The sequence below is a fragment of the Halobacteriovorax sp. HLS genome, assembly GCF_004006665.1.
Classification (GTDB): domain Bacteria; phylum Bdellovibrionota; class Bacteriovoracia; order Bacteriovoracales; family Bacteriovoracaceae; genus Halobacteriovorax.
In genome coordinates, this window is sequence record NZ_QOCL01000003.1 from 409984 (window position 1) to 432645 (window position 22662).

Annotated in this window: 20 protein-coding genes; 5 read left to right on the forward strand and 15 right to left on the reverse strand. The window is 36.4% G+C overall.

Translation table 11 applies throughout. The annotated features are described in order from the left end of the window. Positions 1-8: 8 nt before the first annotated feature. The 4 genes from DPQ89_RS06615 to DPQ89_RS06630 all read right to left on the reverse strand — a co-directional run bounded on the left by DPQ89_RS06615 (position 9) and on the right by DPQ89_RS06630 (position 4120). Complete coding sequence (locus tag DPQ89_RS06615) at positions 9-734, reverse strand: 1-acylglycerol-3-phosphate O-acyltransferase (RefSeq protein WP_127716133.1); 726 nt, start codon at positions 732-734, stop codon at positions 9-11. A gap of 83 nt (positions 735-817) precedes the next feature. Continuing rightward, positions 818-2656, reverse strand: coding sequence for a hypothetical protein (locus tag DPQ89_RS06620; RefSeq protein ID WP_127716134.1), 1839 nt, complete (start codon positions 2654-2656; stop codon positions 818-820). 127 nt (positions 2657-2783) lie between these two features. Continuing rightward, a complete protein-coding gene (locus DPQ89_RS06625) occupies positions 2784-3746 on the reverse strand; it encodes a site-specific integrase (RefSeq protein WP_127716135.1) in 963 nt (320 codons plus the stop codon). Between the two features lie 137 nt (positions 3747-3883). Further along, a complete protein-coding gene (locus DPQ89_RS06630; protein ID WP_127716136.1) occupies positions 3884-4120 on the reverse strand; it encodes a hypothetical protein in 237 nt (78 codons plus the stop codon). Between the two features lie 139 nt (positions 4121-4259). Here DPQ89_RS06630 and DPQ89_RS06635 point away from each other — a divergent pair, with 139 nt between their 5' ends. Beyond that, on the forward strand, positions 4260-5822 hold the full coding sequence (locus tag DPQ89_RS06635) for a hypothetical protein (RefSeq protein ID WP_127716137.1): 1563 nt from the start codon (positions 4260-4262) through the stop codon (positions 5820-5822). 156 nt (positions 5823-5978) lie between these two features. Continuing rightward, on the forward strand, positions 5979-7313 hold the full coding sequence (locus DPQ89_RS06640; RefSeq protein ID WP_127716138.1) for a KamA family radical SAM protein: 1335 nt from the start codon (positions 5979-5981) through the stop codon (positions 7311-7313). On the opposite strand, the gene DPQ89_RS06645 is transcribed toward DPQ89_RS06640, so the two are convergent. From DPQ89_RS06645 to DPQ89_RS06670, 6 genes are all read right to left on the reverse strand, one after another. Then, entirely contained in the window at positions 7314-8327 is a 1014-nt protein-coding gene (locus tag DPQ89_RS06645) for a hypothetical protein (RefSeq protein WP_127716139.1), read from the reverse strand. Then, positions 8324-9082, reverse strand: coding sequence for a hypothetical protein (locus DPQ89_RS06650; protein WP_127716140.1), 759 nt, complete (start codon positions 9080-9082; stop codon positions 8324-8326). Before DPQ89_RS06650 ends, DPQ89_RS06645 begins: the two co-directional genes overlap by 4 nt. After that, positions 9070-10062 (reverse strand): hypothetical protein, encoded by a 993-nt coding sequence (locus tag DPQ89_RS06655; RefSeq protein ID WP_127716141.1) that lies wholly within the window; start codon positions 10060-10062, stop codon positions 9070-9072. Before DPQ89_RS06655 ends, DPQ89_RS06650 begins: the two co-directional genes overlap by 13 nt. Positions 10063-10100: 38 nt before the next feature. Then, positions 10101-11438 (reverse strand): TldD/PmbA family protein, encoded by a 1338-nt coding sequence (locus DPQ89_RS06660; RefSeq protein WP_127716142.1) that lies wholly within the window; start codon positions 11436-11438, stop codon positions 10101-10103. Beyond that, positions 11438-12826 carry a TldD/PmbA family protein gene (locus DPQ89_RS06665; protein WP_127716143.1) on the reverse strand — a complete coding sequence of 463 codons (1389 nt, stop codon included), beginning with the start codon at positions 12824-12826 and terminating at the stop codon, positions 11438-11440. Before DPQ89_RS06665 ends, DPQ89_RS06660 begins: the two co-directional genes overlap by 1 nt. Before the next feature lie 68 nt (positions 12827-12894). Continuing rightward, positions 12895-14193 (reverse strand): cyclic nucleotide-binding domain-containing protein, encoded by a 1299-nt coding sequence (locus DPQ89_RS06670; protein ID WP_127716144.1) that lies wholly within the window; start codon positions 14191-14193, stop codon positions 12895-12897. Between the two features lie 178 nt (positions 14194-14371). Between DPQ89_RS06670 and htpX the strand changes: the two genes are divergently transcribed. Next, positions 14372-15268 (forward strand): protease HtpX, encoded by an 897-nt coding sequence (htpX, locus tag DPQ89_RS06675; RefSeq protein ID WP_127716145.1) that lies wholly within the window; start codon positions 14372-14374, stop codon positions 15266-15268. Positions 15269-15284: 16 nt separating this feature from the next. Here htpX and DPQ89_RS06680 read toward each other — a convergent pair whose 3' ends face one another. The 4 genes from DPQ89_RS06680 to DPQ89_RS06695 form a co-directional block, all read right to left on the reverse strand. Further along, positions 15285-16172: a class I SAM-dependent methyltransferase gene (locus DPQ89_RS06680; protein ID WP_127716146.1), complete on the reverse strand. Its 888-nt coding sequence runs from the start codon at positions 16170-16172 to the stop codon at positions 15285-15287. Beyond that, positions 16169-17116: a nitronate monooxygenase family protein gene (locus DPQ89_RS06685; RefSeq protein ID WP_127716147.1), complete on the reverse strand. Its 948-nt coding sequence runs from the start codon at positions 17114-17116 to the stop codon at positions 16169-16171. Before DPQ89_RS06685 ends, DPQ89_RS06680 begins: the two co-directional genes overlap by 4 nt. Then, positions 17113-18468, reverse strand: coding sequence for a hypothetical protein (locus DPQ89_RS06690; RefSeq protein WP_127716148.1), 1356 nt, complete (start codon positions 18466-18468; stop codon positions 17113-17115). The genes DPQ89_RS06685 and DPQ89_RS06690 overlap by 4 nt, the downstream gene beginning before the upstream one ends. Before the next feature lie 82 nt (positions 18469-18550). Further along, on the reverse strand, positions 18551-19312 hold the full coding sequence (locus DPQ89_RS06695) for an MnmC family methyltransferase (protein WP_127716149.1): 762 nt from the start codon (positions 19310-19312) through the stop codon (positions 18551-18553). Between the two features lie 125 nt (positions 19313-19437). On the opposite strand from DPQ89_RS06695, the gene DPQ89_RS06700 reads away from it, so the two are divergent. Beyond that, entirely contained in the window at positions 19438-20172 is a 735-nt protein-coding gene (locus DPQ89_RS06700; RefSeq protein WP_127716150.1) for a hypothetical protein, read from the forward strand. Between the two features lie 65 nt (positions 20173-20237). Further along, positions 20238-20855, forward strand: a complete 618-nt coding sequence (locus DPQ89_RS06705; RefSeq protein ID WP_127716151.1) for a hypothetical protein — start codon at positions 20238-20240, stop codon at positions 20853-20855. Positions 20856-20902: 47 nt separating this feature from the next. On the opposite strand, the gene DPQ89_RS06710 is transcribed toward DPQ89_RS06705, so the two are convergent. Continuing rightward, positions 20903-22660 carry an acyl-CoA dehydrogenase family protein gene (locus DPQ89_RS06710; protein ID WP_127716152.1) on the reverse strand — a complete coding sequence of 586 codons (1758 nt, stop codon included), beginning with the start codon at positions 22658-22660 and terminating at the stop codon, positions 20903-20905. Positions 22661-22662 lie beyond the last annotated feature (2 nt).

The following is a 22662-nucleotide window of genomic DNA, read 5'->3' on the forward strand; positions in this document are numbered from 1 at the left end:
AATCTTTCCTATGTCATAGACGCTATTTCAGCATCTAGTTTCTTTACTTGTTCTTTGACCATTGTGTGGCAATCTTGCGTTAGCTGAGCGACATCTCTTTTAGTAAGGCCTGCTGTTGAAACTGCCGGTAACGCTTGAATAATAACTGTTCCACTTCTTAGCTTTGTGAAGTCAAGATTTCCATCTAGGGAACTAATACAGATTGGCATAATATCAACCTGCGCATTTATGGCCGTAAAGAATGCACCTTTTTTGAAAGGTAGAACACCTCGTCCATGGCTTCTGGTACCTTCTGGCATCATCCAAATGGAAGTATTCTTTTCTTTTATAGCAACGGCAACTTGGTCCATTGTTCCGTGAGCGCTTCTTTTATTATTTCTATCAATAAGAACATTTCCACTAAGCCAGTAAAATTGTCCAAATAGGGGAATCCACTTTAAGCTCTTCTTGCCAAGAGAAACTGTTCTATGAGGAAGAATATGTGAGGCTAAAAAGATATCAATATTGTGTTGATGATTAGATATGAAAAGTCCTGGATGATGTTCATGCATCATTTCTACATCACGAGTGATGACTTTGAACCCAAGAATGTAAGTACCAAGCTTCACCATCTTCGCCATAATAGTAACATTACCAGGATTGAAAGGACGCAATAGCCCTATGGCCGTTCCAATGATACCAACTATGGCCAAAAGTAGACCGCATAAAAGAAAACGTGTGTATTTAAGAATCATAAACTCACTCAAAGTAATAAATAATCAATAGATTACTTGAGTGATAGTTTCAAGGCAATAGAGGCGATGCGTAAAGTAGCTTATTAATCTTTAAAAAGTCTTCTATATCCAGATTTATTATATCTATTAGTTAATATTCTAAATATAGACTCTTCTTTCTTATTATTTATGTCAGCGTCACCCGTATTGTAGGTTTTATCCATATAGTCCCCACCTTTAAAGGTTTGAACATTTGAGCCCCCTGAATTATCCATATTAAAACTTACATTAAAGTCATCAGATTTTTTCTTCTTCTTTTTACCCATTCCTTTGCCGCCTTCCATTACCAGGCCATCGACTTTATTTGGTGATTTCGCAATAATTTCCTGTAACGATTTTTCTGCTTCAGCAAGAGGTGAGCCTATGTCAGACTTAGGTCCTCCTGAAGCTGCAATACTTTGTGCCTGTTTAGAAAGATTTCCTTCAACTTTTTTGAAGTCTTCTAGAGTCATCGGTCTTTGTTTTCCATTCTTGTCTGTCACTTTTAACTTTGAAATTACTTGCTTCTTTACTGCATCACCAATAGCAGTTAATTGATTTGAAGATAGATTTAGTTTTCCTGGAGCATCAATACCTGAAGTTATATTATTCATATCTTCTTCAAGTTTTTTTATATCTAACATTTTATCAAAACCTCCAAGGTTTACCGTAGAGAAGTTGGCCTTTCTACATGCATTATTACCTTGTTGGTCTTTAAATTTTCTACACTCACAATTTGGGTCAAACTGTCCATTAACTTTAATACAGCCAATTCTTTCTTTTACTGGGGAACCACGTTGTTTATCTCTTGATTTGGCATATAGTTGTCTATCATTAGAATTCCACAAGGCCTTACATTTGGCCGAATTAGTTCTATTCGATTTCTTCTTTCCATCTTCATAACAATAACAAGTGAGATCAGATTTATCATCGTGACCCTTAGGACAATATTGTCCCATTCCATCAACGAATTGATTTTTAGCTACGTCAATTTTTTCGGCTAACAATTTTGCTTTGTCAGCTTCTTCACCAGAAACATCTGCAAGTTTAATTTGATAGCCGAAGTTTACTGTATTTATTGCGGCAATACCCCATGGAGTAGATGTGAATTTCATCATTGCACCAACATATGGTATTGAAGCTGCTGCACCATCAAAGTTTTTCATAAATCCATCAAAACCTTTTTGTCCTGAACCCATTGTTTCTTTATCAAGCTCTTCTCCTTCTCCATCATGGGTTTGATCAACACAGCTCATCTGGCCATATGTGGCTTCTGTAACTGCAACAGCAACTGTTGCCATATAACAAGCTGCAGTTATTTTATGGGCCTTCTCTTTCATTTCATAAAATTTCGCTATATTATTCAATTGATCAATCTGCGCTTGATAAGCAATCACTTGAGTGTCGAAGTTTTCTTGATCTTTGGCCCTGCTAAGAAAATCATCTTTTATACTATTAGTTGCCTTACGTCCCTTGCTTCTTATGACGAAATTTTTAACTACAGCGGCTGCGCCACATAATGAAGACAACTTTAAAGAAGTACATGAAGTATACTTCTTACTTGTGCCCACATACCACATATTTACCCCTGAGAGTAAAAAAGAAAGTGAGTTTAGAATTAACTCATTATTATCATCAAAATCATCAAGGCTTGCATCACCAGAAACTTCCTTAGCAAGCTTGAACATACAATCGTCTCTTAATTCTTTAGTCTCTAAATTTGTACATGATCGATAATTCTTTAAACTATCTTTGAATTCTGTTTTTAAGATACATCTGTTCAATTGTAGTGACCATGTTCTGGCGGCATCTTCACGACAAGCAATTTTCTTATCTTCAAACTCATCTGCGTGAGTCGAAAATATAGAAATGGCGATGAATATAGAAAAAATCAATGCTTTCATAATATCTATTATATCCTTAGACTAGTGATAGGCCCATTCATTAGCTATATTGATCAATTTTAAGGCCAAGTTTCTGTTTTTACTAAGGTACTCATCGGTTAATAGATGCCAATAAGTTGAGTCTATTCTACAGGATTGGACCTTTTTTCCGCTCTATATATGTTTGGGTTACCTTAGCGTCATGATGGCCAAGGTAGTCTCGTACCAGTAAAAGGTCTTTCGTTTTATCATACAGATTAGTGGCACATGCTTTTCTAAAACTGTGAGGAGTTAATTGAGCATCATTAGCGACTCTACTAATAAGTTTCTTTATAAGGTTATACATACTTCTAGTAGAGAGACATTTTCCTTCACTATTTGTGAAAATAAATTCACCCCCATGAGGATCGTTGTCTTTTAAAAAACGAATATTTTTAAAAATTTCTTCCTCGTTTTGAATACGAAACTCGTGAATATAGCCACCCTTTCTGTGCAAAGATAGCTCTCTTTTCGAAAAGTCAAAATGACTATATTTTAATTGAGTTAACTCGCTTAATCTAAGACCTCCCCAATAAAGCAATTGAAGAATTACTCGCTCTTTAGTTCGGTAAGTGCTCTCAATAAGTTCTCTCCAGACTTCTTTTGGAAGGATTTTAGTATTGTTGACATCTATTTCTTTGACTTTAATTTTGTGAATCTTGTCCTTGACCGGATTTGTCGAAAATTTCTTAGAAAATCCATCATGGGTTTGCCTTAGAAATTCATAGAGACTTTTAATGCTACTGATGTGTCTTTTCGCTGAATTATTAGATAAGGCCTTAGAGGTAATAGAGTGATTAATAATTAAGATATTTCTAAGAATAAATAGTGAGAAAAACCAAGTCAATAAGTTGGTCTTTTTAGAGATACTGCCTCCATTTAAGAGAAATGATTTGTATTGTTCTATACAGTTTTTTTGAGGAATATCTATTGCTGTTAAATATGTTGCTTCATACCAAAGTATATATTTCTCAAGATCACATTTGTAATTTCTAATTGTATGTTCACTCTTATTGAGCTCTTCGCAATTTTTTAGAAAGCTATCTAGCCATATCTGATTTTTCTTATTCACTTGTAATGACTCGCAGTGTGTAAACTAAAATACCTCAAGTTTCTTCATATAATCATTGTTATATGAAGTTTTGCACTTGTAAAGTATTGTTTTTAAGAAAAAACGCTTTTAAGCATAGTAGGTAGGGTTAACCCTACCTAAAAATCAATTTTCAGACTTCTAAGAGTGTCTCTCCCATAGCTTGTGTAGCTATAGATAAGAAAAGATAGTGAGAGAATAAATGTGATGGCCATGGAGGCGATTACGAGTTTACCAAACCAGCTGATCTCAGCGTTCATGTAGTTGCTGCCAGAATCTTGATACTGTTGCGCGGAAGTAGTCTCTCTTTGAGTTTCTAGTTCTTCATACTGGAGTTTTTCGTTTTTATTTTCCACTGGATTATTCTCGCCTTGATAGTAAAATATTTCGGCAAAGATTGTTTAAAAACTGAGTAAATTCTTAAATTGTACGCAAATTCCTTTAATTTTCAGTTAATTGACCGAAAAGTATTAAGAACTTATTTAGGTGAATTATATGAAAACGATCTTAGTATCATTAATTTTTTTAGCGCTAACAGGGTGTTCACATAGTGTCGATTTTAAATCGAGTCGTAGACCGGCCTCTACTAAAATTGAGTTGCAGGACTTGTTAGATAGTTTCTCTTCTAAGTTATCGGCCAAGAATTCTTTGAACTTTCTTTGTTCAGATAATTTAACTAATTATTATCAAAATCTTTTGAATGTTCGTGGTGATGACATAGATATGGAAAGCATGGATGAAGACGCTATGAGAGATATTGTAAAAAGCTCATTCGCTACTAGGCTTGAGTTGAAAAAGAAAATTTCTTCTTTCAATAAGGAATTATTAAAAGATGAAGGCTGTTTAAACTCTATAAAAGATATGGTTAGAGCACTTAGATATGTCGAGGATTACATGATTGAAAGAGAGTACACTAAACTGTCTTATATTGATAAGATGGAGTTTGTAACACTGTCTGGAGAGGGCACTCTTTTTCTAAAAAATCCTAAGTATCGATTCAATGGTATTCAAGATCTTAAATCTGGAGATGTTATTCTCTCTAGGGGGAATGCATACACTAGTGCAGCGATAGCTCGTATTGGAAATACAGACACTCAATTTTCTCACTTATCTCTCGTGTATGAACATACGGATGGACAGTTATATACAATTGAAGCACATATTGAAATTGGTAGTGTTGTTAAGAAAATCCAAGTTAATGTAGACCAACAAAATGCGCGTTCAGTAGTCTTTAGACATCATGATAGTAAGCTAGCTCACGAAGCAGCTAAGATTATGTTTCATAAAGTTAAAAAAGAACAAGATAAGAAGAAGAATATTCAATATGACTTCGCGATGGATTACAAAAATGGAAAGAGGATCTTTTGTTCTGAAGTTGTTTCTCATGGATTTGATCTTGCTTCCAAGAAGTTGTATGGAAAAAGTCTTGATCTTCCACTTCATAAAACTAAATTCAATAAAGGCCTAATTCCGTTTTTACAAACCTTAGGTATTCAGATCAATGAATCGAATGTAGATAGCTTTGATACTTTTGGACCTGGGGATATTCAGTTTGAACCTAGTTTTGATATGGTCGCAGAGTGGAGAAATCCTAAGAAAATGAAAGATAATAGATTCAAGGATGCTATTTTAACAAAAATGTTTCAGTGGATGGAAAATGAAAAATATGAATTGCATCCTCCTGCAGGTATTGAAGTTAAGAGTCGCTTTTCGTGGCTAATGCGTAGGACTCCTTTTGTAAAAAAAATGCTTGAAGAGAAATTTCCACTAAATATGAATAGTTCTCAACTTAGGTTATTTCTGGTCCTCGATCTTGTTGGAGAGAAGTTCTATGATGTTATTTCTGATCAGCAGGTCGCAAGGGGAAGAGTTTTGAGTCCTATTGAAATTTACGACGTTCTCGATCAATTTAAAACAAATGATTATCAAAGATATATGAAATATAAGCAGCTTGTAAAAAAATCGCGAACATATAGATCTCGCAGAGAAGTACCTCTGAAAGTAAAGAGAGAAATCAAGGAAACTAGGCCAGTCTTTCATCGATATTTTCATAATTAGAGATGTAAGCTTTTCCTTGTAATATGTTTTAAATCGAATTCAGCTAGGTTTAGTTGAATTCTTTGTATGTAAGGACTTATTGCACAAGGTTTTAAGTATTTACAGTATGTTAGATTTAAGGATAATGACCATAAAAATATTAGCAAAAGGGCGTTTATGAGCGTAATTGATCACTCCAAGATTAGAGAGTTAGAACATCGTAACTTTAGAAATGATGACTTCTGGAAAGAGATTCCGGGATGGAGTTCAGTAACAAGAGGTGAGTTTGCAGACCATAAGTGGCAGATGAAAAACTCTATTCGTAAAGTTGAACAGGTCGAAAAAATCCTTGGGCCGAAATTAGCAAAAGAACATTATCAAGATATTCTTGCGGGACAAAAAATCACGCCGATGAATATTAGAATAACTCCGTATATTTTTGCATTAATAGACTGGAGTGATCCTTTAAATGATCCGCTTAGAAAGCAATTCTTACCAATGGGAAGTCAGTTTATAAAAGACCATCCTTATTATAAGTCTGATTCTCTTTCAGAGGATGAGGATAGTCCAGTGCCTATGCTTACGCATAGATATCCAGATAAAGCTCTCTTTCTACCTACAACAATCTGTCCAGTTTACTGTTCGTACTGTACTAGATCGAGAATTATTGGAGGATCTACTGAATCTATTGAAAAAGAAACTTACGGTGCAAACCAAAAGAAATGGGATGATGTATTCGCTTACCTTCAAACAAAACCGATGATTGAAGATATTGTTATATCTGGTGGTGATGCTTATATGCTTACTCCTAAGCAGATCTTATATATTGGACAGAATCTCTTGAAGATACCTCACATTCGTAGAATTCGTTTGGCGACTAAAGGGATTGCTATTTTCCCTCAAAAAATTCTAACTGATGATGATTGGTTTGGTGCAGTTAAAGAAATTCATAAGCTTGGAAAAGCATTTGGTAAGCAAGTCGTGATCCATACTCACTTTTCTTCTCCAAGAGAGATTACAAAATGGTCTCAGATGGCCATGGATAGAATTTTTCAATCTGGCATAATAGTAAGAAATCAAGCCGTTCTACAGAGTGGTGTAAATAATCATGTTGATGAGATGGTACTCTTAACTAGACAAGTCGGCTTTATGAATGTGCAGCCATACTATGTTTACTTACACGATATGGTTCCTGGATGTGAACACTTTAGAACAACGCTTAGAGAAGGTGTAGAACTAGAGAAGGCCGTAAGAGGAACAACTGCAGGATTTAACACTCCTACTTTTGTTTGTGATCTTCCTGGCGGTGGTGGAAAAAGACATGTTGCCTCATATGAATATTACGATGAAGAAAATGGTATCTCTGTGTGGAAAGCTCCACATGTTAAACCTGGAGAGTTCTTTACTTATTTCGACCCGATTCATAAGTTATCACCAGATGCTCAAGAAAGATGGAAGGACGCTGCCACTCAAAAAGCAATGATTGATGAAGCCCTTAAAAAAGTTAAGTAATTAATTATTACAAATAGCTTCACAAGTCCCATACTTTGACCCAGGAATTTCTTGGGTCAAAGACCAATGGCCATCTTCCGACCTGGTAAGTTTACATTGACCTAGAACAGAGTCTCTTGTACGAAGCCTACACGTTTTATATTTTGCGTGAGAATTCGCAATCTTAAGGGGGAGGGCAACTCTTAGAACTTTATAACGAGATATATTTAGTGAATTTTTATCAATATCAATCCACTTTCTACTTGCGCCTGAACATTTTTCGAAGCGATTACTTTTAGAGTTGTATTTTACAGAATGGTTCTTTTCTAAGGTACATGGAGAGTTATCATCTATAAGTTTGAAACCTCCTGCAATGGTTAGTTCGGCTTTTGCTTTTTGGACTCCAATTAATAGTTTATTATTTTGAATGAAGTGTCCACTTTGATCAGACTTTCTAATCCACTGTGATTCTTCTTGTGTGATCTTCTTGCCAAGTCCAAGCCCTCTTAGTGAGTAGCATGAAGTTATCTTCTCATTCTCATCAATTGCAACAAATAACTTAATCTTTCTTTCGATAATCTTTACTCTATTATTACGATTATTAATGAATTCAATATTAAAATGAAGCCCGGTTGAACCAGCAGCAACTCTCACCTCGTCATCATGTTGAAGAAGATATATATCCTTTATTTTTAAAGAGTAGTTCTTGGTTTCTTTGAAGAATTGTTCTTTTTCAAAAATAGGGAATGTGTATTCGCTTCCATTCTTTTCTGTTAAATGTTGTAGAATCTTTCTTGTCGTTCTATCACTTCTTGCTGTCTTGCCTGCGAAGGTGGCCTTGCAAGCGTCTGGGTTAGAAAGTACATTTCGTACTTCGTTAATAAAATAAACCGTCTCAAACTCCTCGGTAGTCTTCACTGAAAGATTGTCTTGCATTTGCAATAATCTTAAAATTGAGGCTATGACACCTCCGAAAATGGCCATCGCTATAAGTGATTGTAGTATGAGAGAGCCCTTTTGGTTGTTAATAATCATTGGTGAATTTTCTCCCAGTTTGGAGGAGTCAAACAAGTTTCGAATTGTCTCATCTGAGAATTAAATTGAATCATACCTTTAGTTGAATCATTACAGTTGGTATTTGAATTTCCGATAGACATTGTTCCTTTTATATTAACCACGGCCTTTGTTTCTTGCGTGTTTACACCGATTGAAGCTGTATCAATGAAGGTGTAGTTATCTTTGGCAACAATTAAATTATTCGTTTGCGGTAGACCGCCAAAAGCGCAACTAATAATCGTGTTATCTTCTGAAGTAACGTAGAGTCTAATGTTGTGATAAGTAATATTTTTAACTTTTGGATCTGTATTCTTATCTATCTTTATTACGAGAGTTGCGAGACCCAGGCCTGTGGTGTCTTGATCTTGTTCAGTTGCCTGAGTTGTTATTCTATACTCTAAAACTTTTAGTTTTTGTCCGCCAACTGTTTTTCCTGAAAGGGGATGGATTTCAAACTTTTCTAAGAAATCGTCTTGTTCAAAAAAGATCATCTTTTCCACTGTTCCATCATTTAGCGATACCCCTGAAAATGTTTCAGTGCAGTTTAATGGAGCTGATAGTTGTTTCTTTAAATTATTGGTAAAATCTATGATCTCTGTTTCAGCAAGAATATTTTTTAAATTATCATTTTGTTTTTTTACTGTTCTCATGACAATGGCAACAACCAATGCAAGGAACATAACACCAACTATGAGTGAAAAACTTGATAACCCTTTGTTATTTATTCGTAACATGAGAAAACACAGCTCCCGGAAGAATTCATAGATTTTGCCAATACCCACTGAGAAGGCTCTTCAAAATTAGAGGGAGTATTCTTAATGGCACAGGCATCAACCTTAGCATTTTGAATTTCTGTTAAAGCACAGTATTTGAATTCTCCAATAATTTGCTCTTGTCCTGTGTTAACAACTCTCTTTGTGTAGTTATTCCAGCTAATCTTATCTTTGCCCCATACTCTCCAAGGTGGAGTTCCAGTACAAAACTCATAAGTGCTATTGATCTCGTTAAAACGAATTTGAGAAGCTTGTTCTTGAGTACATTCTTCCAAAATAGGAGTTGTTATACTTATATTTCCATAAATATCTAAGCTAGAGGCCGGGGTCGTATCTCTACCAATTATCGCTGGCGAGTCGAGAGAAACATTTTCGAGTGGAAGCTCTTGTTGATCCTCATTTTCATCGTCAATATCTTTAATAGCTACAGCATTACAAGATTCAATCTTACCTTCAAAGTTGATGAAGCTTATCGGAACTATTTTCTTTATTTCTTGGGCACCAATAGTATTTTTGCCTCTATCAAAAGTTATAACCAGATTCATCATTGGCTCAAGCACAGAAGTTGCCTCTATTAATTCGTATTTCGCAATTTTTAGATTGCCTATTCCATAGAAATTAAAACCAGTGTCATAGGTCTTATAGATATTGAGTGATCTATAAAACTTTCCGTCTTTATAAGGGACGGCAATACTATTTATTCCATCCTGGTTCCATTGATCGATGGATTTGTCTTTAAATGTTGTTTGGCAAGTTAGAGGGTTTTGAAGAACTTTCCAGATCTCTTCATAGATATAAGCAATCTCATACTTTTGGTTCGTACTTTCCGCAACCTTCTGTTGATTGTTCATCATATTGATGCCAACGACGGCCGCCGCACCTAACATTCCCGAAGTGATGAGTATCTGAACTAATGAAAAGCCCTTATCATTTAATTTCATAGATAAATGATAAGGCCATATTCATTTAGCTTCAAGAGTTAATTACCAGCTACTGTAAGCCCTTTAAAGCGAATCTTTGGAGAGAAGAACGTAGCACTTGTGTTGGCATGAACCTCTGAGCCTATATTTGATATCTCTTTTAGGGCCTCATAGAAGTTTCCAGAGACAGTGACACCTTTAACAGGAGATATTCTGACTCCATCTTCAACTAGGTAGCCACTAGCAGCAAATGAAAAGTTTCCGCTGATATAGTCAGCACCGGAGTACATTCCCTGATCTGAGATAATTTCAAAGTAGCGACCTTTTTCGAAGCTTGAATCATCTTTTTCTACAGAGGCGATCATCTTATTAGTTCCGCCAACGCCTAGAGTTGACTTAGGTCCTCTTGTGGCGTTGAAATTATTGTCGTGTCCAAGCTTTTTGGCCGTGTACGAATTATGATAGAAATTCTTCAATTCACCATTTTTGATGAGTTCAGTATCGCTCATTATATTTCCTTCACCATCAAATATGGAATACGAAAAACCTTTTTCTAAAAGTGGAGCATCTGTGATTGATAGCATAGGAGTGGCCACTTGTGTGCTCAACTTATCCTTAAATGGATTCATTCCATTAATTGCTGCCTTGGCAGAAAAAACAGCGCCAAACACGCTAAAGAATTGTGCCAGTTTGTCCGGTGAGAAGACAATATCATACTTACCTGTTTTTATCGGCTCTCCTAGGAGGAGTCCATTCGCGTGTAAATATGAGTTTTCAATACAACTTTGGTAATCAATTTGGTCGAACTTTCTAACAACAGATGATTGAACATGCATACTTTGCTTATCACCAGTATCGACTAGGGCAGTAGTATAGCAAGAGTAGGCCTTACTTCTTTCTACACACTTTGTGCCGAGATGATTTAGATACAAACGCTCGTCAATATATTCTCCAACTCCATTATAAGGAGGAGTTTTAAGTGACTTATCTTTTTTCATTAGCTCAGACTCTAGCTTAAGTGCAATTTCAATTAACTCTTCTGGCCTGGCCCTAGATTCGTCATAATTAAAACTCTTTGTACCATCAAGTGTTTCACTTCTTAGCACTTCAATTTTTTCTAGTTCTTCTACCTTAGAGTATTTTGCATTCTCTAAAGCTTGATCCACAAGGATTTGGATTGTTTCTGGATCAGTTGTTTCGCAGTATGAACTACCAACTTTTCCATCTTTGATCACTCTAAGTCCTACAATATTTGTACTGGATACCTCATATGAAGAAATCTTCTGATCCTCTGCTTTAACTTGTAGAGACTCTCCCGAATCAACGACAATATCTGCCTGATCTGCACCAGATTTAAGAGCAACTTCTATGATATTTTCTAATTGACTCATTTCCATTACGCTTTTCCTCCTACAAGAATTTCATCTACTTTTACCGCTGGTTGTCCAACTGATGTTGGAATTGAACCAGAAACTGAACCACACATTCCTGCGGCCATTTCTAAGTTCTTTCCGACCATACTGATCTTCTGAAGTACTCCCGCTCCTGTTCCAATAAGAGTCGCTCCTTTAAGAGGTCTATCAATTTTTCCGTTCTTTATGATGTAGCTTTCTTGGGCCGAGAAGTTAAACTCTCCTGTGGCCGGAGTTACTGAACCTCCACCCATTTTCTTGCAGTAGATTCCATTATCAATTGTTTGAATAATTTCATCCAATGAGTAGTTACCCGCTTCAATATATGTATTTCTCATACGTGAAGCTGGCGCATACTTGTAACTTTGCCTTCTACCTGAACCAGTTCTCTCGTAACCAGTTCTCATTGCACCAACCTTATCAACTAGAAAGCTCGTTAGCTTTCCGTCTTTTATAAGTTGCGTTTTTTGAGTAGGCATACCTTCATCGTCAATATTGATTGAACCCCAATAATTATTAATCGTTCCATCGTCTACAGCACTGACGGCACTATGAGCGATTTGTTCACCCATTTTGTCCCAAAAGACTGATGCTTTCTTTTGTACAGAAGTCGTCTCAAGGGAGTGACCACAGGCCTCGTGGAAGATAACCCCACCAAATCCATTGTCTATTACAACAGGCATTTTTCCAGCAGGACAATCATCGGCGGTTAGCTTTACTAGGGCCTGCTTTGAAACTGCTTCTCCTAGTTGTGTTGGATTAATTGAGTTTGTAAACTCCCACCCACTTAAAGCACCAGGAGCATCGTATCCTGTACTTTGTTCTGTACCATTAGTTGCAATTGCATTGGCCATAACTCGGGAGTAATTTCTCTCGTCAGTTACATGAAGGCCTTCTGAGTTAAAAATTTCAATATTCTGAAGTCTTTGTAATAGTCCTGCACTTACCTGTGAAATTTGTTCAGATTGAGCTCTAGCGGCCTTATCAATTTTGAGAAGGTATTGAATTTTTTCTTCCGTTTGAACAGCAGTATTACTTAAGCCTTGAAGGGCCTGGTGCTTTTCTACGACCTTCATAAAATTAAGGGGAGTTGCTGTGATTAGGGCATCTCTTTTATCTTGAGCTGCAAGTGCTCTAGTGATTCGAAGAAGCTCATCTTTATGAGCAATATTTGTGTAGCCATAGAGAACTTTTGTTCCATAGATTAGTCTAATTCCAATCCCAAAATCAATTCCTGATTTTATCTCATGGACAGATGAATTTAGAATACTTAAATTTTTTGAGTTATGTTTTTCAACAAAAATTTCACAGAAGTCAGCTCCAAGCATAAGAGCGTAATCTATAACTTCTGAGGCAATGGTTTTATCTAACATTAATATCTCCTCGATTTAGGAGATATTTTAACCTGTGAGTAATGAGATTGTTAGAAAAAAAAGGTTTGTTAAGCGGCTTTTCTACGGTCAGTAGCACGTCTTGATGTGACGGCCTGCATATTTTCTAGAAGATCAGGGTGTTTTTTAATAATTTCAACAAAATCTTCCTTATTAAGAATGTAGAGATCACAGTAGTTCTGGGCCCTAACGTCAGCGTTTCTACTAGTTTCTCTAAGTAGGGCAGCTTCTCCGAAGATTTGACCTTCTTGGAGTGTGGCAACTACAGTTCCATCTTTAAAAATAACTTCAACACTACCGTGTCCGATCATGAACATTTCATTACCGATTTCTCCAATTCTTATTATTGTCTGACCAGGAGAGTAAGACTTTTGTATAAGTGCGCCTGCTACATCTTTTAAACAGGAATTAGAACAATTTTTAAAGACAGGAACTGTTCTAATATGTTTCATATTCATATATGTTTGCAGTTCTTGCTGTAGTGCCAAAGGAAGATCAGAGATGATTGTTGTATCATTATCTGTAAATCTCTTATTAATAAGATGATTGTAATATCCAAATACCTGACCTTGTACGCGCTCAGGTATTTTGTAGTACTTCATATAATTGGCAACATCATTAATTTTTTCTTTGGATCTTTCTTTATAGCGATCTGCCGTAGTAAAGAGTCTTGTAACATTAGCAATTACAAAACCATAAACACCAACACCTAAGATCATTATTGGCATTGTGTATATTCGTCCTATATTGGTCGTAGGAGTGATATCACCATAACCAATGGTCGTTAAGGTAGTTATCGCCCAGTACAGTGATTTAATATAGTGAGTTGTAAGATCTTTTTCCATTACTGGGTGAATGATTGACCACCCACACGCAATCCAGTGGATAACCATGATAGAGACGCAAAAAAGTGCACTTACTCTTAGAAAGTTTGGCACAAGAGCAAGGTTGCTCATCAGTGCGTAAAGTCTTGCGATACGAACAAGTCGTAATAGCCTGATTAATCCAAAGACATGATAGCCATGAAGGCCAAAGCTGTAACTAATGACGTCGTATGGAATAGATGCCATTAGATCGACCGCAATCATCATCCACCAAATTGTATTATTGGATTTCTTGCTAGCATGGGTTGGATATTTTTTAAAAAACCTTTCTTTGAATTGTAAAACAACATCGGTCATGAAAATGAGAGAAATAATAGCATCTGACCAGAGTTGCCATGTTTGGATATTAGTCTTATAAGTCAGACTAAAAGGGGCCTCAAGAGCAGTGAAGAAGACGGCAAGAAAGATCAAGGCATGCCAGCCAAGCTCTTTAGCAGTAAATTTAGATTTATGGATATGAATCATTTTCTTCTTATGCGAAAGGTTATTCTACCCAATAATTATCGGCTAATTTGCTTAAATCTTTATGGAAAACTTAGATTTTGGCCATGAAAAGTCAAGTTTGTGTAAACTCGTCGAGATAACCTTGACATCGCCTAAATTGACAGCAAAATGTAGGTAGAACTTTTAAGGAGAATTTAAAGTGAAACGTATACTGTTATTTATTATGACAAATATTCTTGTAATGGCGATGGTGAGCATTATATTGAATGTTTTCAATGTTCAACCATATCTAACGAGCTCAGGTCTAAATACCCAGTCTCTACTTATATTTTGTTTAATTTGGGGGTCTGTTGGTTCCTTTATTTCACTAATGATGTCGAAATTTATGGCAAAGAGAGCTATGGGGGTTGAGATAGTTGATGGAAATCCTCAGTTTAGTGAGTTGGTTTCTACAGTTCATCATTTAGCTAAGAAAGCTGGATTGACTAAAATGCCTGAAGTAGGTGTTTATCAAAGTCCAGAGATTAATGCTTTTGCAACAGGACCAAGTCGTAATAATTCTTTAGTGGCCGTATCGACGGGTCTATTAAATAGAATGAATAAAGATGAAGTTGAAGGTGTTTTGGCACATGAAATTGCTCACGTTGCCAATGGGGATATGATTACTATGGCCTTAGTTCAAGGTGTCGTGAACGCATTTGTTATGTTCTTCTCTCGTCTTGTCGCTTTTGCTATCGATAATGCGATGAGGGATGAAAACGGTCGTGGTGGTTTAGGAATGTTCGCTCGTATGGGTGTAACTATAGTACTTGATATTGTTTTTGGTATCGCTGCTGCTCCTTTAGTTGCTTGGTTTTCAAGGTGGAGAGAGTTTAGAGCTGACGCTGGTGGAGCTCAATTAGCAGGGAGACATAAAATGGTTGCTGCCCTTCAAGGTCTTCAACGAACAATTGATGTAGTAGATCCTGAATTAGATGCGGGGAATGACAATTTTGCTGCACTCAAAATTTCAAGCCCTAAGTCCATTGCTTTTCTTTTTAGCACACATCCTCCGCTTGAAAAGAGAATCTCTGCCTTACAACAAGGTAATTTCTAGGATATTACAAGGTCGCTTAGGCGACCTTTTTTTTTGCACTAATAAAGCAGCCTGCCGTATTAATTAATCTACCAAGAGTCATCGCCAGTAAGTAATTAACGAAATTAAAAATAATTAATGTCGGTTTTCTCAGTGGTCCAAAGCTAAAGATTGAAAAAATATAACCAAGAAGTAGAAAAGGGGAATTAACTTTCTTTAGGTGTTTGATATATCTTTCAGGGTAGAATGGGAATCTTATTGGATCAAAACCATATGAGCTAACATTGATAAACTTCGCGCTCTTCATTAGATACTCAAGTTCTTTTTTAGGATAAAGGCTAATATGCTCTTCTTTTGATTCATCTAATTCAATCCCCCTGTTAGCGAGATAGTTTGCAATGAAAAGAAAGTTTCCAGTTGTTGTTTCACTGAATGAGTGAACTTCTCCTCCTGGAATGAGTATGTCGTTAAGTTCTATAAAAGCATTTGGAAGGTCCGGCACATGTCCAAAAACATCTGTCGATACAATGATATCAAATTTGAAGTCATTAAAAACTTCTCGAATATTACAGGCCTCATCGAGGTGGAAATTAACTTCTTGAGAATAATCCTTAGCGTGATCACAGGCAATGGCATAGGCCTTTGGACTTACTTCGTATCCATGCATTTCTATTCTATCTTGAAAGTATTTTTTTATATCAATAGAAAGACCTCCATGACCACTTCCAAAATCTAGTACTCTTATAGACTTTTTGGAGGTTTCACTTAGATACTTCTCAATTTTTCTGATTATATAAAATCTCTTAGTTTCATAAATCAGTCTGATTCTGTCTTTGAAGAGAAGATCTTTTCCTTTAGAAAATTTAGGGGAGTTACCCCACTTGTTAATAGCGAGCTCATTATTCTTTAAGATCTGGGACTTCATAATTTTTTAATACTCTCTTTATATTCAATAATAAGTCTATCTACTAGTTCGGCTACAGTGGGAGAGTCTTCAATAAGAGCACTTACTTGTCCTATCTCAAGTTCTCCTTCGATGAGATCGCCTTCAAGCATTCCTTTTCTGGCCCTGCCTGTTCCAAGAAGCTCTTGTAGTTCTGATTTAGAAGCACAACTAGATTCAAGTTCTTGAACTCTCTCAAAAAAGGAGTTCTTTAAAAGTCTAACTGGAACGAGGGATTTCATAGACAATAAAGTGTCGCCACTTTTAGAGTTAATAATTGCTTCTTGAAAATTCTTATGAGCTGAGGATTCTTGGGTGCACACAAAGCGAGTTCCAATTTGAACACCATGAGCTCCAAGAGCAATACATGCTGCAATAGAGGCTCCAGATGAAATTCCACCGGCCGCAATAACTGGTATTCCTACTGCTTTAACTACTTGGGGGATGAGACTCATGGTCGTAATTTCATCCCTTCCATTGTGACCTCCGGCCTCAAATCCTTCGGCAACAATAGCGTCAACACCGGCCTGCTCACATTTGATCGCAAGTTCAGGTGAGCTGGTTACATGAACAACTATACATCCTCTTTCTTTGAGATAGCTCGTATACTTTTTTGGGCTACCTGCACTTGTGAAGAAAATCTTTATTCCATGTTCCAGCGAAATTCTAATATGCTCTTCACTATATTTATAGAGAAGAGGTATATTTACGGCAACGGAGCCACTGGTAAGTTTCTTAAGTTTTATCAGATGTTGCTCTAATACATCGGGCCGCATACTCCCTGCTCCAATAATTCCTAAGCATCCAGCATTGGCAGCAGCGGCCGCCAGTTTTGCTCCTGATACGTAAACCATACCGGCCTGAATAATTGGATATTTAATATTAAATAGATCTGTTATTGTTTTATCTTTAAACGGTGTAATCACTTTTTAGGGGCCTTCTTTCTGAGTGTTTTTTCTAATGCCTTAATGATTAGGAGCATATCTGGTGTAGAGTATTTCTTATATAACTCTTCTACTATCGGCGCCGGTTTTCCCCCACGTTCTTTAAAGCTCATAAGCTCTTTTACAAACTCAGCTGCAATGACGAAGACTTTCGCTATTTCTGGTATCTTGGAAACATTCAAGGTTGAAAAGCCCTTACCATTTTGAGAACCGTGATGATACTTAATAAGTGTATCAACATCTAGTGGACACTCTGGGTGCTTGCGAATAAGTAAGGCTGCATCTAGAGGATGATTGAAAACGAGGTCCCAATCTTCATCTGATAGACCCGCTAACTCTAACTCTTCAAAGGTTGTAATTTTAGCGAGGTCTTCATTTTCTAAAAAAGAGATATCTTTGAAAAAACTTGCATAGGCAATTTGTTGAAAAGTTGATTCTTTCACTATTCCAAGGTTCTTTGCAATCTCGCAGGCGACAACTGAGCACATGTGTCCGTGCTGATATAGGTACCCACTTTTAGAATTGATTATTTTATGTAAGACATTATTTACTTCTGGCGTCTTCTTTGTCGCTGAAATCATACTGTTGACTATACTGTCAGTAAGCTGAATCGTGGCACTGTTAAAACCAAGCTTCTTTATTTCTTTGAGTGCTATATCATAACTTTGAGAAATCAATTCAATCTGCTCATCTAAAGTTTCATAGGCTTCGTCATCTAACTTTTGACAAAGATGATCTGAAATATAATTTGTAAAATTTTGTTGATACTCCTTAGGAATATAAAAGAACTTCAGCCCCTGTTCGATATATTTTAATATGAGTGCATTAGAGTAAACATCTCCAGCATGAATCCTCTTTATATACTGATGTTCTGTGGCCGACTTCTTTATTCGTATAAACACGTCACAACAACTAGTATCTAGAGGAAGAAAATAATGAGGCTCAATAGGGATGTACTCCGGCAGAACTTTTTTTTCTAAAATTTCTGGAGTAACTCCTAAGATAGTCGCGGAAGTTGAGATCACTTCTTCCCAGTTCTTATCATTGTCAATAACAACAAGATGATCATGGGTTTGTGAAAACTCTCCGTTTACTATAAGAGCAACTTCTAAATTATTTTCAACGATGAAATCAAAAATGATTTTTGCTGTTTGCTCTTCTTTGGTAAAAGCATGAGTAATAATTAAGTCGACATTAGGAAGTATATTAAGTAGATCTATAACCTCAGAGGCATTATTTCGAGGTATGACTTCGCTTCCAACATAAGTTTTTAGGTTAATAGAGAGAAGATCTCTTAAATTTCCGTTTTCCTCAACGAGAATAACCTGAGACACATTTTGCTCCTTTATGAACTTATTAATATGTTACAGGTAAATGGATTTTATATCTACTGAGAAATAACTGATTAGCTTGGTATTAGTCTCTTAATAATTCATCTGGTGCCGTTGTTATATTGCGCTCAATATCCTGATTCATCTGGCCGTGAAGTTTAGCTATAGTCATCGATCTCTTTACTCCAAAACCATCTCTTTTAAAAACCTTCCAACCAGCGTGGAACATAGATTTTCTGACACTGATATGTCCTGAGTAGGTGGCCATGATAACTGAGTCGTGAGCAACTTCCTTTAATAGTGAAAACCATTCACAAGTCCAAAGAGTAGGATTTTTCTTGTGTGAGAATGGATCTTGAAAAATGGACAGAACATCTTTTAGTAGGCCTTCTTTTGCGGCCAAAGGAGTTGTCTGTCTAGCATCTCCAAGTAAAATATAGAACTCAAAATTATTATTTTTAGAATAGTAATAGGTAAGATCATTCAGTTTTATCTTCTCTAGGTTCTTAAAGATAGGACAATCAATATTATCAGATACCCAGTGAATTAAACCTTCATCAATTTCGGTACTAATAAATTTAATTTCTACGTTTTGACTCTCTAAATTTTCGTAGCTTAGTTTTGGACCAAGTCCTAGGCCTAAACCTACTTCAAATATTGTGAATGGGTTCGCAATTTTTGATTGGGAGAGAATTTCACATCCTAAGATGTAGTTATATTCAGTTTCTTCAACAGCTCCAGAAGTAGAGTGACAATTTTCATCAAAGTAGGAGCTATAGAGTGTGAAGCTTGAGTCTTCGGTCTCTACTAGTTTGTAACTACCCAATTTTCCGTCAAAGTCTTTCATGATACTGCTTCACTTAAGGAGTTCTTTCAATACTTCAGTATCGAAACCTCTAGAATTACTTAATTTTATTATTATTCTTAATACTTAACTTAATTAATTCGGAATTGTTACCGAAAAGTAGGGTAATGAGTTTAAAATATAAAGTATTATTCATTTCTACCCTTACTGTACTTGCCTCTTGTGGTGATCAGCATAAGGGAAAAAGTAGGGCTCCAGCTGCTACAGGGCAATCATTTACTTCTGAGATTAAAACACTTGATGCCAATTCTCTAAGTATTGCTTATAGAGTTTGTAATTCTTTTCGCTCTAAGCGTAACTATTGGCATATGAATTCGATAATTGGAAAGAAGGCCAATTTAAGCGTTACTTCGAAGCAGTGTGGAACAACTATTTCTAATTCAAATTCTTTAGAGACGGTTATCTCCGCTTCAAATCTATCTGCTCAAATTATCTTTGCTAGCCTCAGCTCACTAGATTATAAAAAAGATGTAGAGACAGATCAGCATGGACTTATTGCACAATCTTGTAAGACAGTACTGTCTGGAAATAATACTATCAACTTCTACAGTTATCAAAAAACTCAAAGAGTCTATACTGAATTCTTACAAATTGCTGATCACGTAGACAGAGTAGATATAAAGTTCGCGGCACCTGAATTTGATGATAAAAATGAGCTTACAGGGTATACCTCCTATAAAGTTGTGTCGTTTGAGGTTAAAACATCTGAAGATCCGAATGACGCAATTGATGCTTCTCAAGAAGAAATATATTTGGGAACTGTTACCAAAGCTACTGAAGTTGAAGATTGTGAAAGCGGTGGAAATTCAAGCTTTGTTCAAACTCTAGATTCAATTCTATAATATTCTTACATTCCTTTACTCTTTGTTATAAATAGATCTTAATTAGATAAATCTAAGGAGGATCTATGAAATCATTAATCGTGCTATGTGCACTCCTATTGCCATCAGTTACCTTTGCAAACCCAAGAGGCCAAATAAAAGATAATATCTCGAGACTAGCAAGAAGAGTTGAAATAGATGTTATCGACAGTGAAATTTCTAATGAAGAATTAAGGAAAGTTCAGATGCAATTAACTCAAGCGCTGCGAGCTCTATCTGGACAGGATGGGAGTGATTATGGACAGTGTTTAGACTTTGTTCTTCCGATCTATCAAGCAAGATATGGTTCAAATACTGCTATTGAAAAATCTAAGGAATTATGTAGAAGTGTTTCTGATACTAGGGTTCTTGAGTTTATCTATAATCAATTAAAATCAACAAATACAACAACTACAGCTCTTTCTAGAGCGGCCGAGTATAGTGATGATTCTGTTTTAGGGAAAGTTCGCATTATTGAATTTGCTTTTGATAAGCATAGTTCACAATATACGACAACAAGTGCGATCAGAAAGTCAGTCGAAAATGCAAGAGAGTTAGAGGTTGGGTCTATGAGTTGCATTAGAAGATTCTACTCAACACACGCTAGTAGATACAGTGCTTCTACTGCAATGAATAAGACTGTTGAGACATGTAAAGAAAATTAAAACTAAGATATGACAGGCCAGAATTGTTCTGGCCTGTATTTTCGATTCTATCTAATTGACCAATCAGAGTAAATTGCCTCAAGCCTAGGCGTAATTAAAACAACGTAACGATCAAATAAGTCTTTTCTAGATTGGTCTTTATTAGCATGCTCGCAAAGAACTCTTAATGTTTCCATGTAGCTTAGTGCCTGACAAAGAGTCTCAGCATGTTCCATTAATTCAGATACATTTTCATCACTTGCCCAAGACTTAGGGTCAAATAACTTTCCGATCTCAGGGCGCAGGCACTTCATTAGAAGACCTAACATTTTCTTTTTAAATCTATAGTGAGTTGATTTAAAAGTCTTGCTCCAATCATTTGAACCATTCAAAAGATCTGCAGTAGGGTGTTTAAAAAGAACATTACTAAAGAATCTCTTAGGGTCTTTCATAGCGTATTTCATTATATCTTTTAACGCCATTAGAGCTTGAATTTGAGATGTTCCTTCGTAGAGTAGAGGCCCATAGCTATCTCTGTGATAGCGTTCAACTGGATACTCTTGCATAAATCCATATCCTCCAAGAACTTGTATCGCTCTTTGGGAGAGTAGAGTTGCTGCTTCACAAGCATAGTATTTAACTAGAGGAGTTCTCTTTCTTGTCCAAAGAGTAGCGTCTTGGAAGAGGACTTCTTCATCTTTAGTTAAGTCATTTGTTGTGTTTTTCTTGTAATCTAATCTTTGGAAAATATCAAAATGAGAAATCGTATCCATCAGAAGGGCCCTGATCGCGTCTCTCTCAGTCGTGTAGTCGCTAAGATTTCTCTTCATTAGTGGAAGCTCACTTAGAGGCTTTCCAAATTGTTCTCTTTCTTGTGCGTATTTAACTGCATACCCTAGAGAACCTTCAATCGTTCCAAGGGCCTGCATACCTACAGCAATTCTTGCTTCGTTCATAAGGTGAAGCATATATTTAAAGCCTTGTCCGGCCTCTCCTACAAGAGTTGCTTCTGAGTTTTCATAAACAACTTCACAAGTAAATGAGCCGTGCATTCCCATTTTTTCTTCATTCTTAGCTACGATATAATTGAGTCCTTCTTTTCCTTCAATTTCTTGCTCTGCTAAGAACATTGAAATCCCTTCAAGACCTTCTTTATCACCTTTGATTCTTGCAAGTACAAAACCAAGTCCACCACCACCATTAGTGATAAATATCTTTGAACCATTTAAAAGATACTTTCCATCTTCTGTTGGTGTTGCTGAAGTTTTAATCATTCCTAGGTCTGACCCACATCCTGGTTCAGTTAAACACATCGAACCTGAAATTTCTCCTCTGGCAATTTTAGGAACAAGTCTATGTGCTGTATCATGATCACAGAATCTATGAATCATCTCTCCAATAGAAGTAAAGAAGGCCAATTGAGTAGAACTTCCTAAACAGGCCCTAGAGAGTTGTGCCAAGACAATTAATAGTAGGGAAGTCGGTGCACCCATTCCTCCAAGCTCTTGTGGAAATGGAAGTCCAATCATTTCAAGCTCTATTGCTTCTTTATAGAGTGCTTGCAAGTGTTCTCCTGGAATTGTTCTTCCATCGACTACAGTACCTGCTCCATCACGATCTAATGCGGCAGCTCTATCTGTAACGGAAGTTCCCGTCCACGCTCCAGTATTAATTAGAATTTCTTCAAGAAAATCTATGACTTCTTCTTTGTTATTAAAGCCATCTTCGGTAGGAAAACTAGGGTAGTAGAGAGGGAGAATTTTATCCCAGTCCATTGCATTACGAAATAACCATTGCCAGTCTTTTTCATCGCTATAGTAGTTCACAA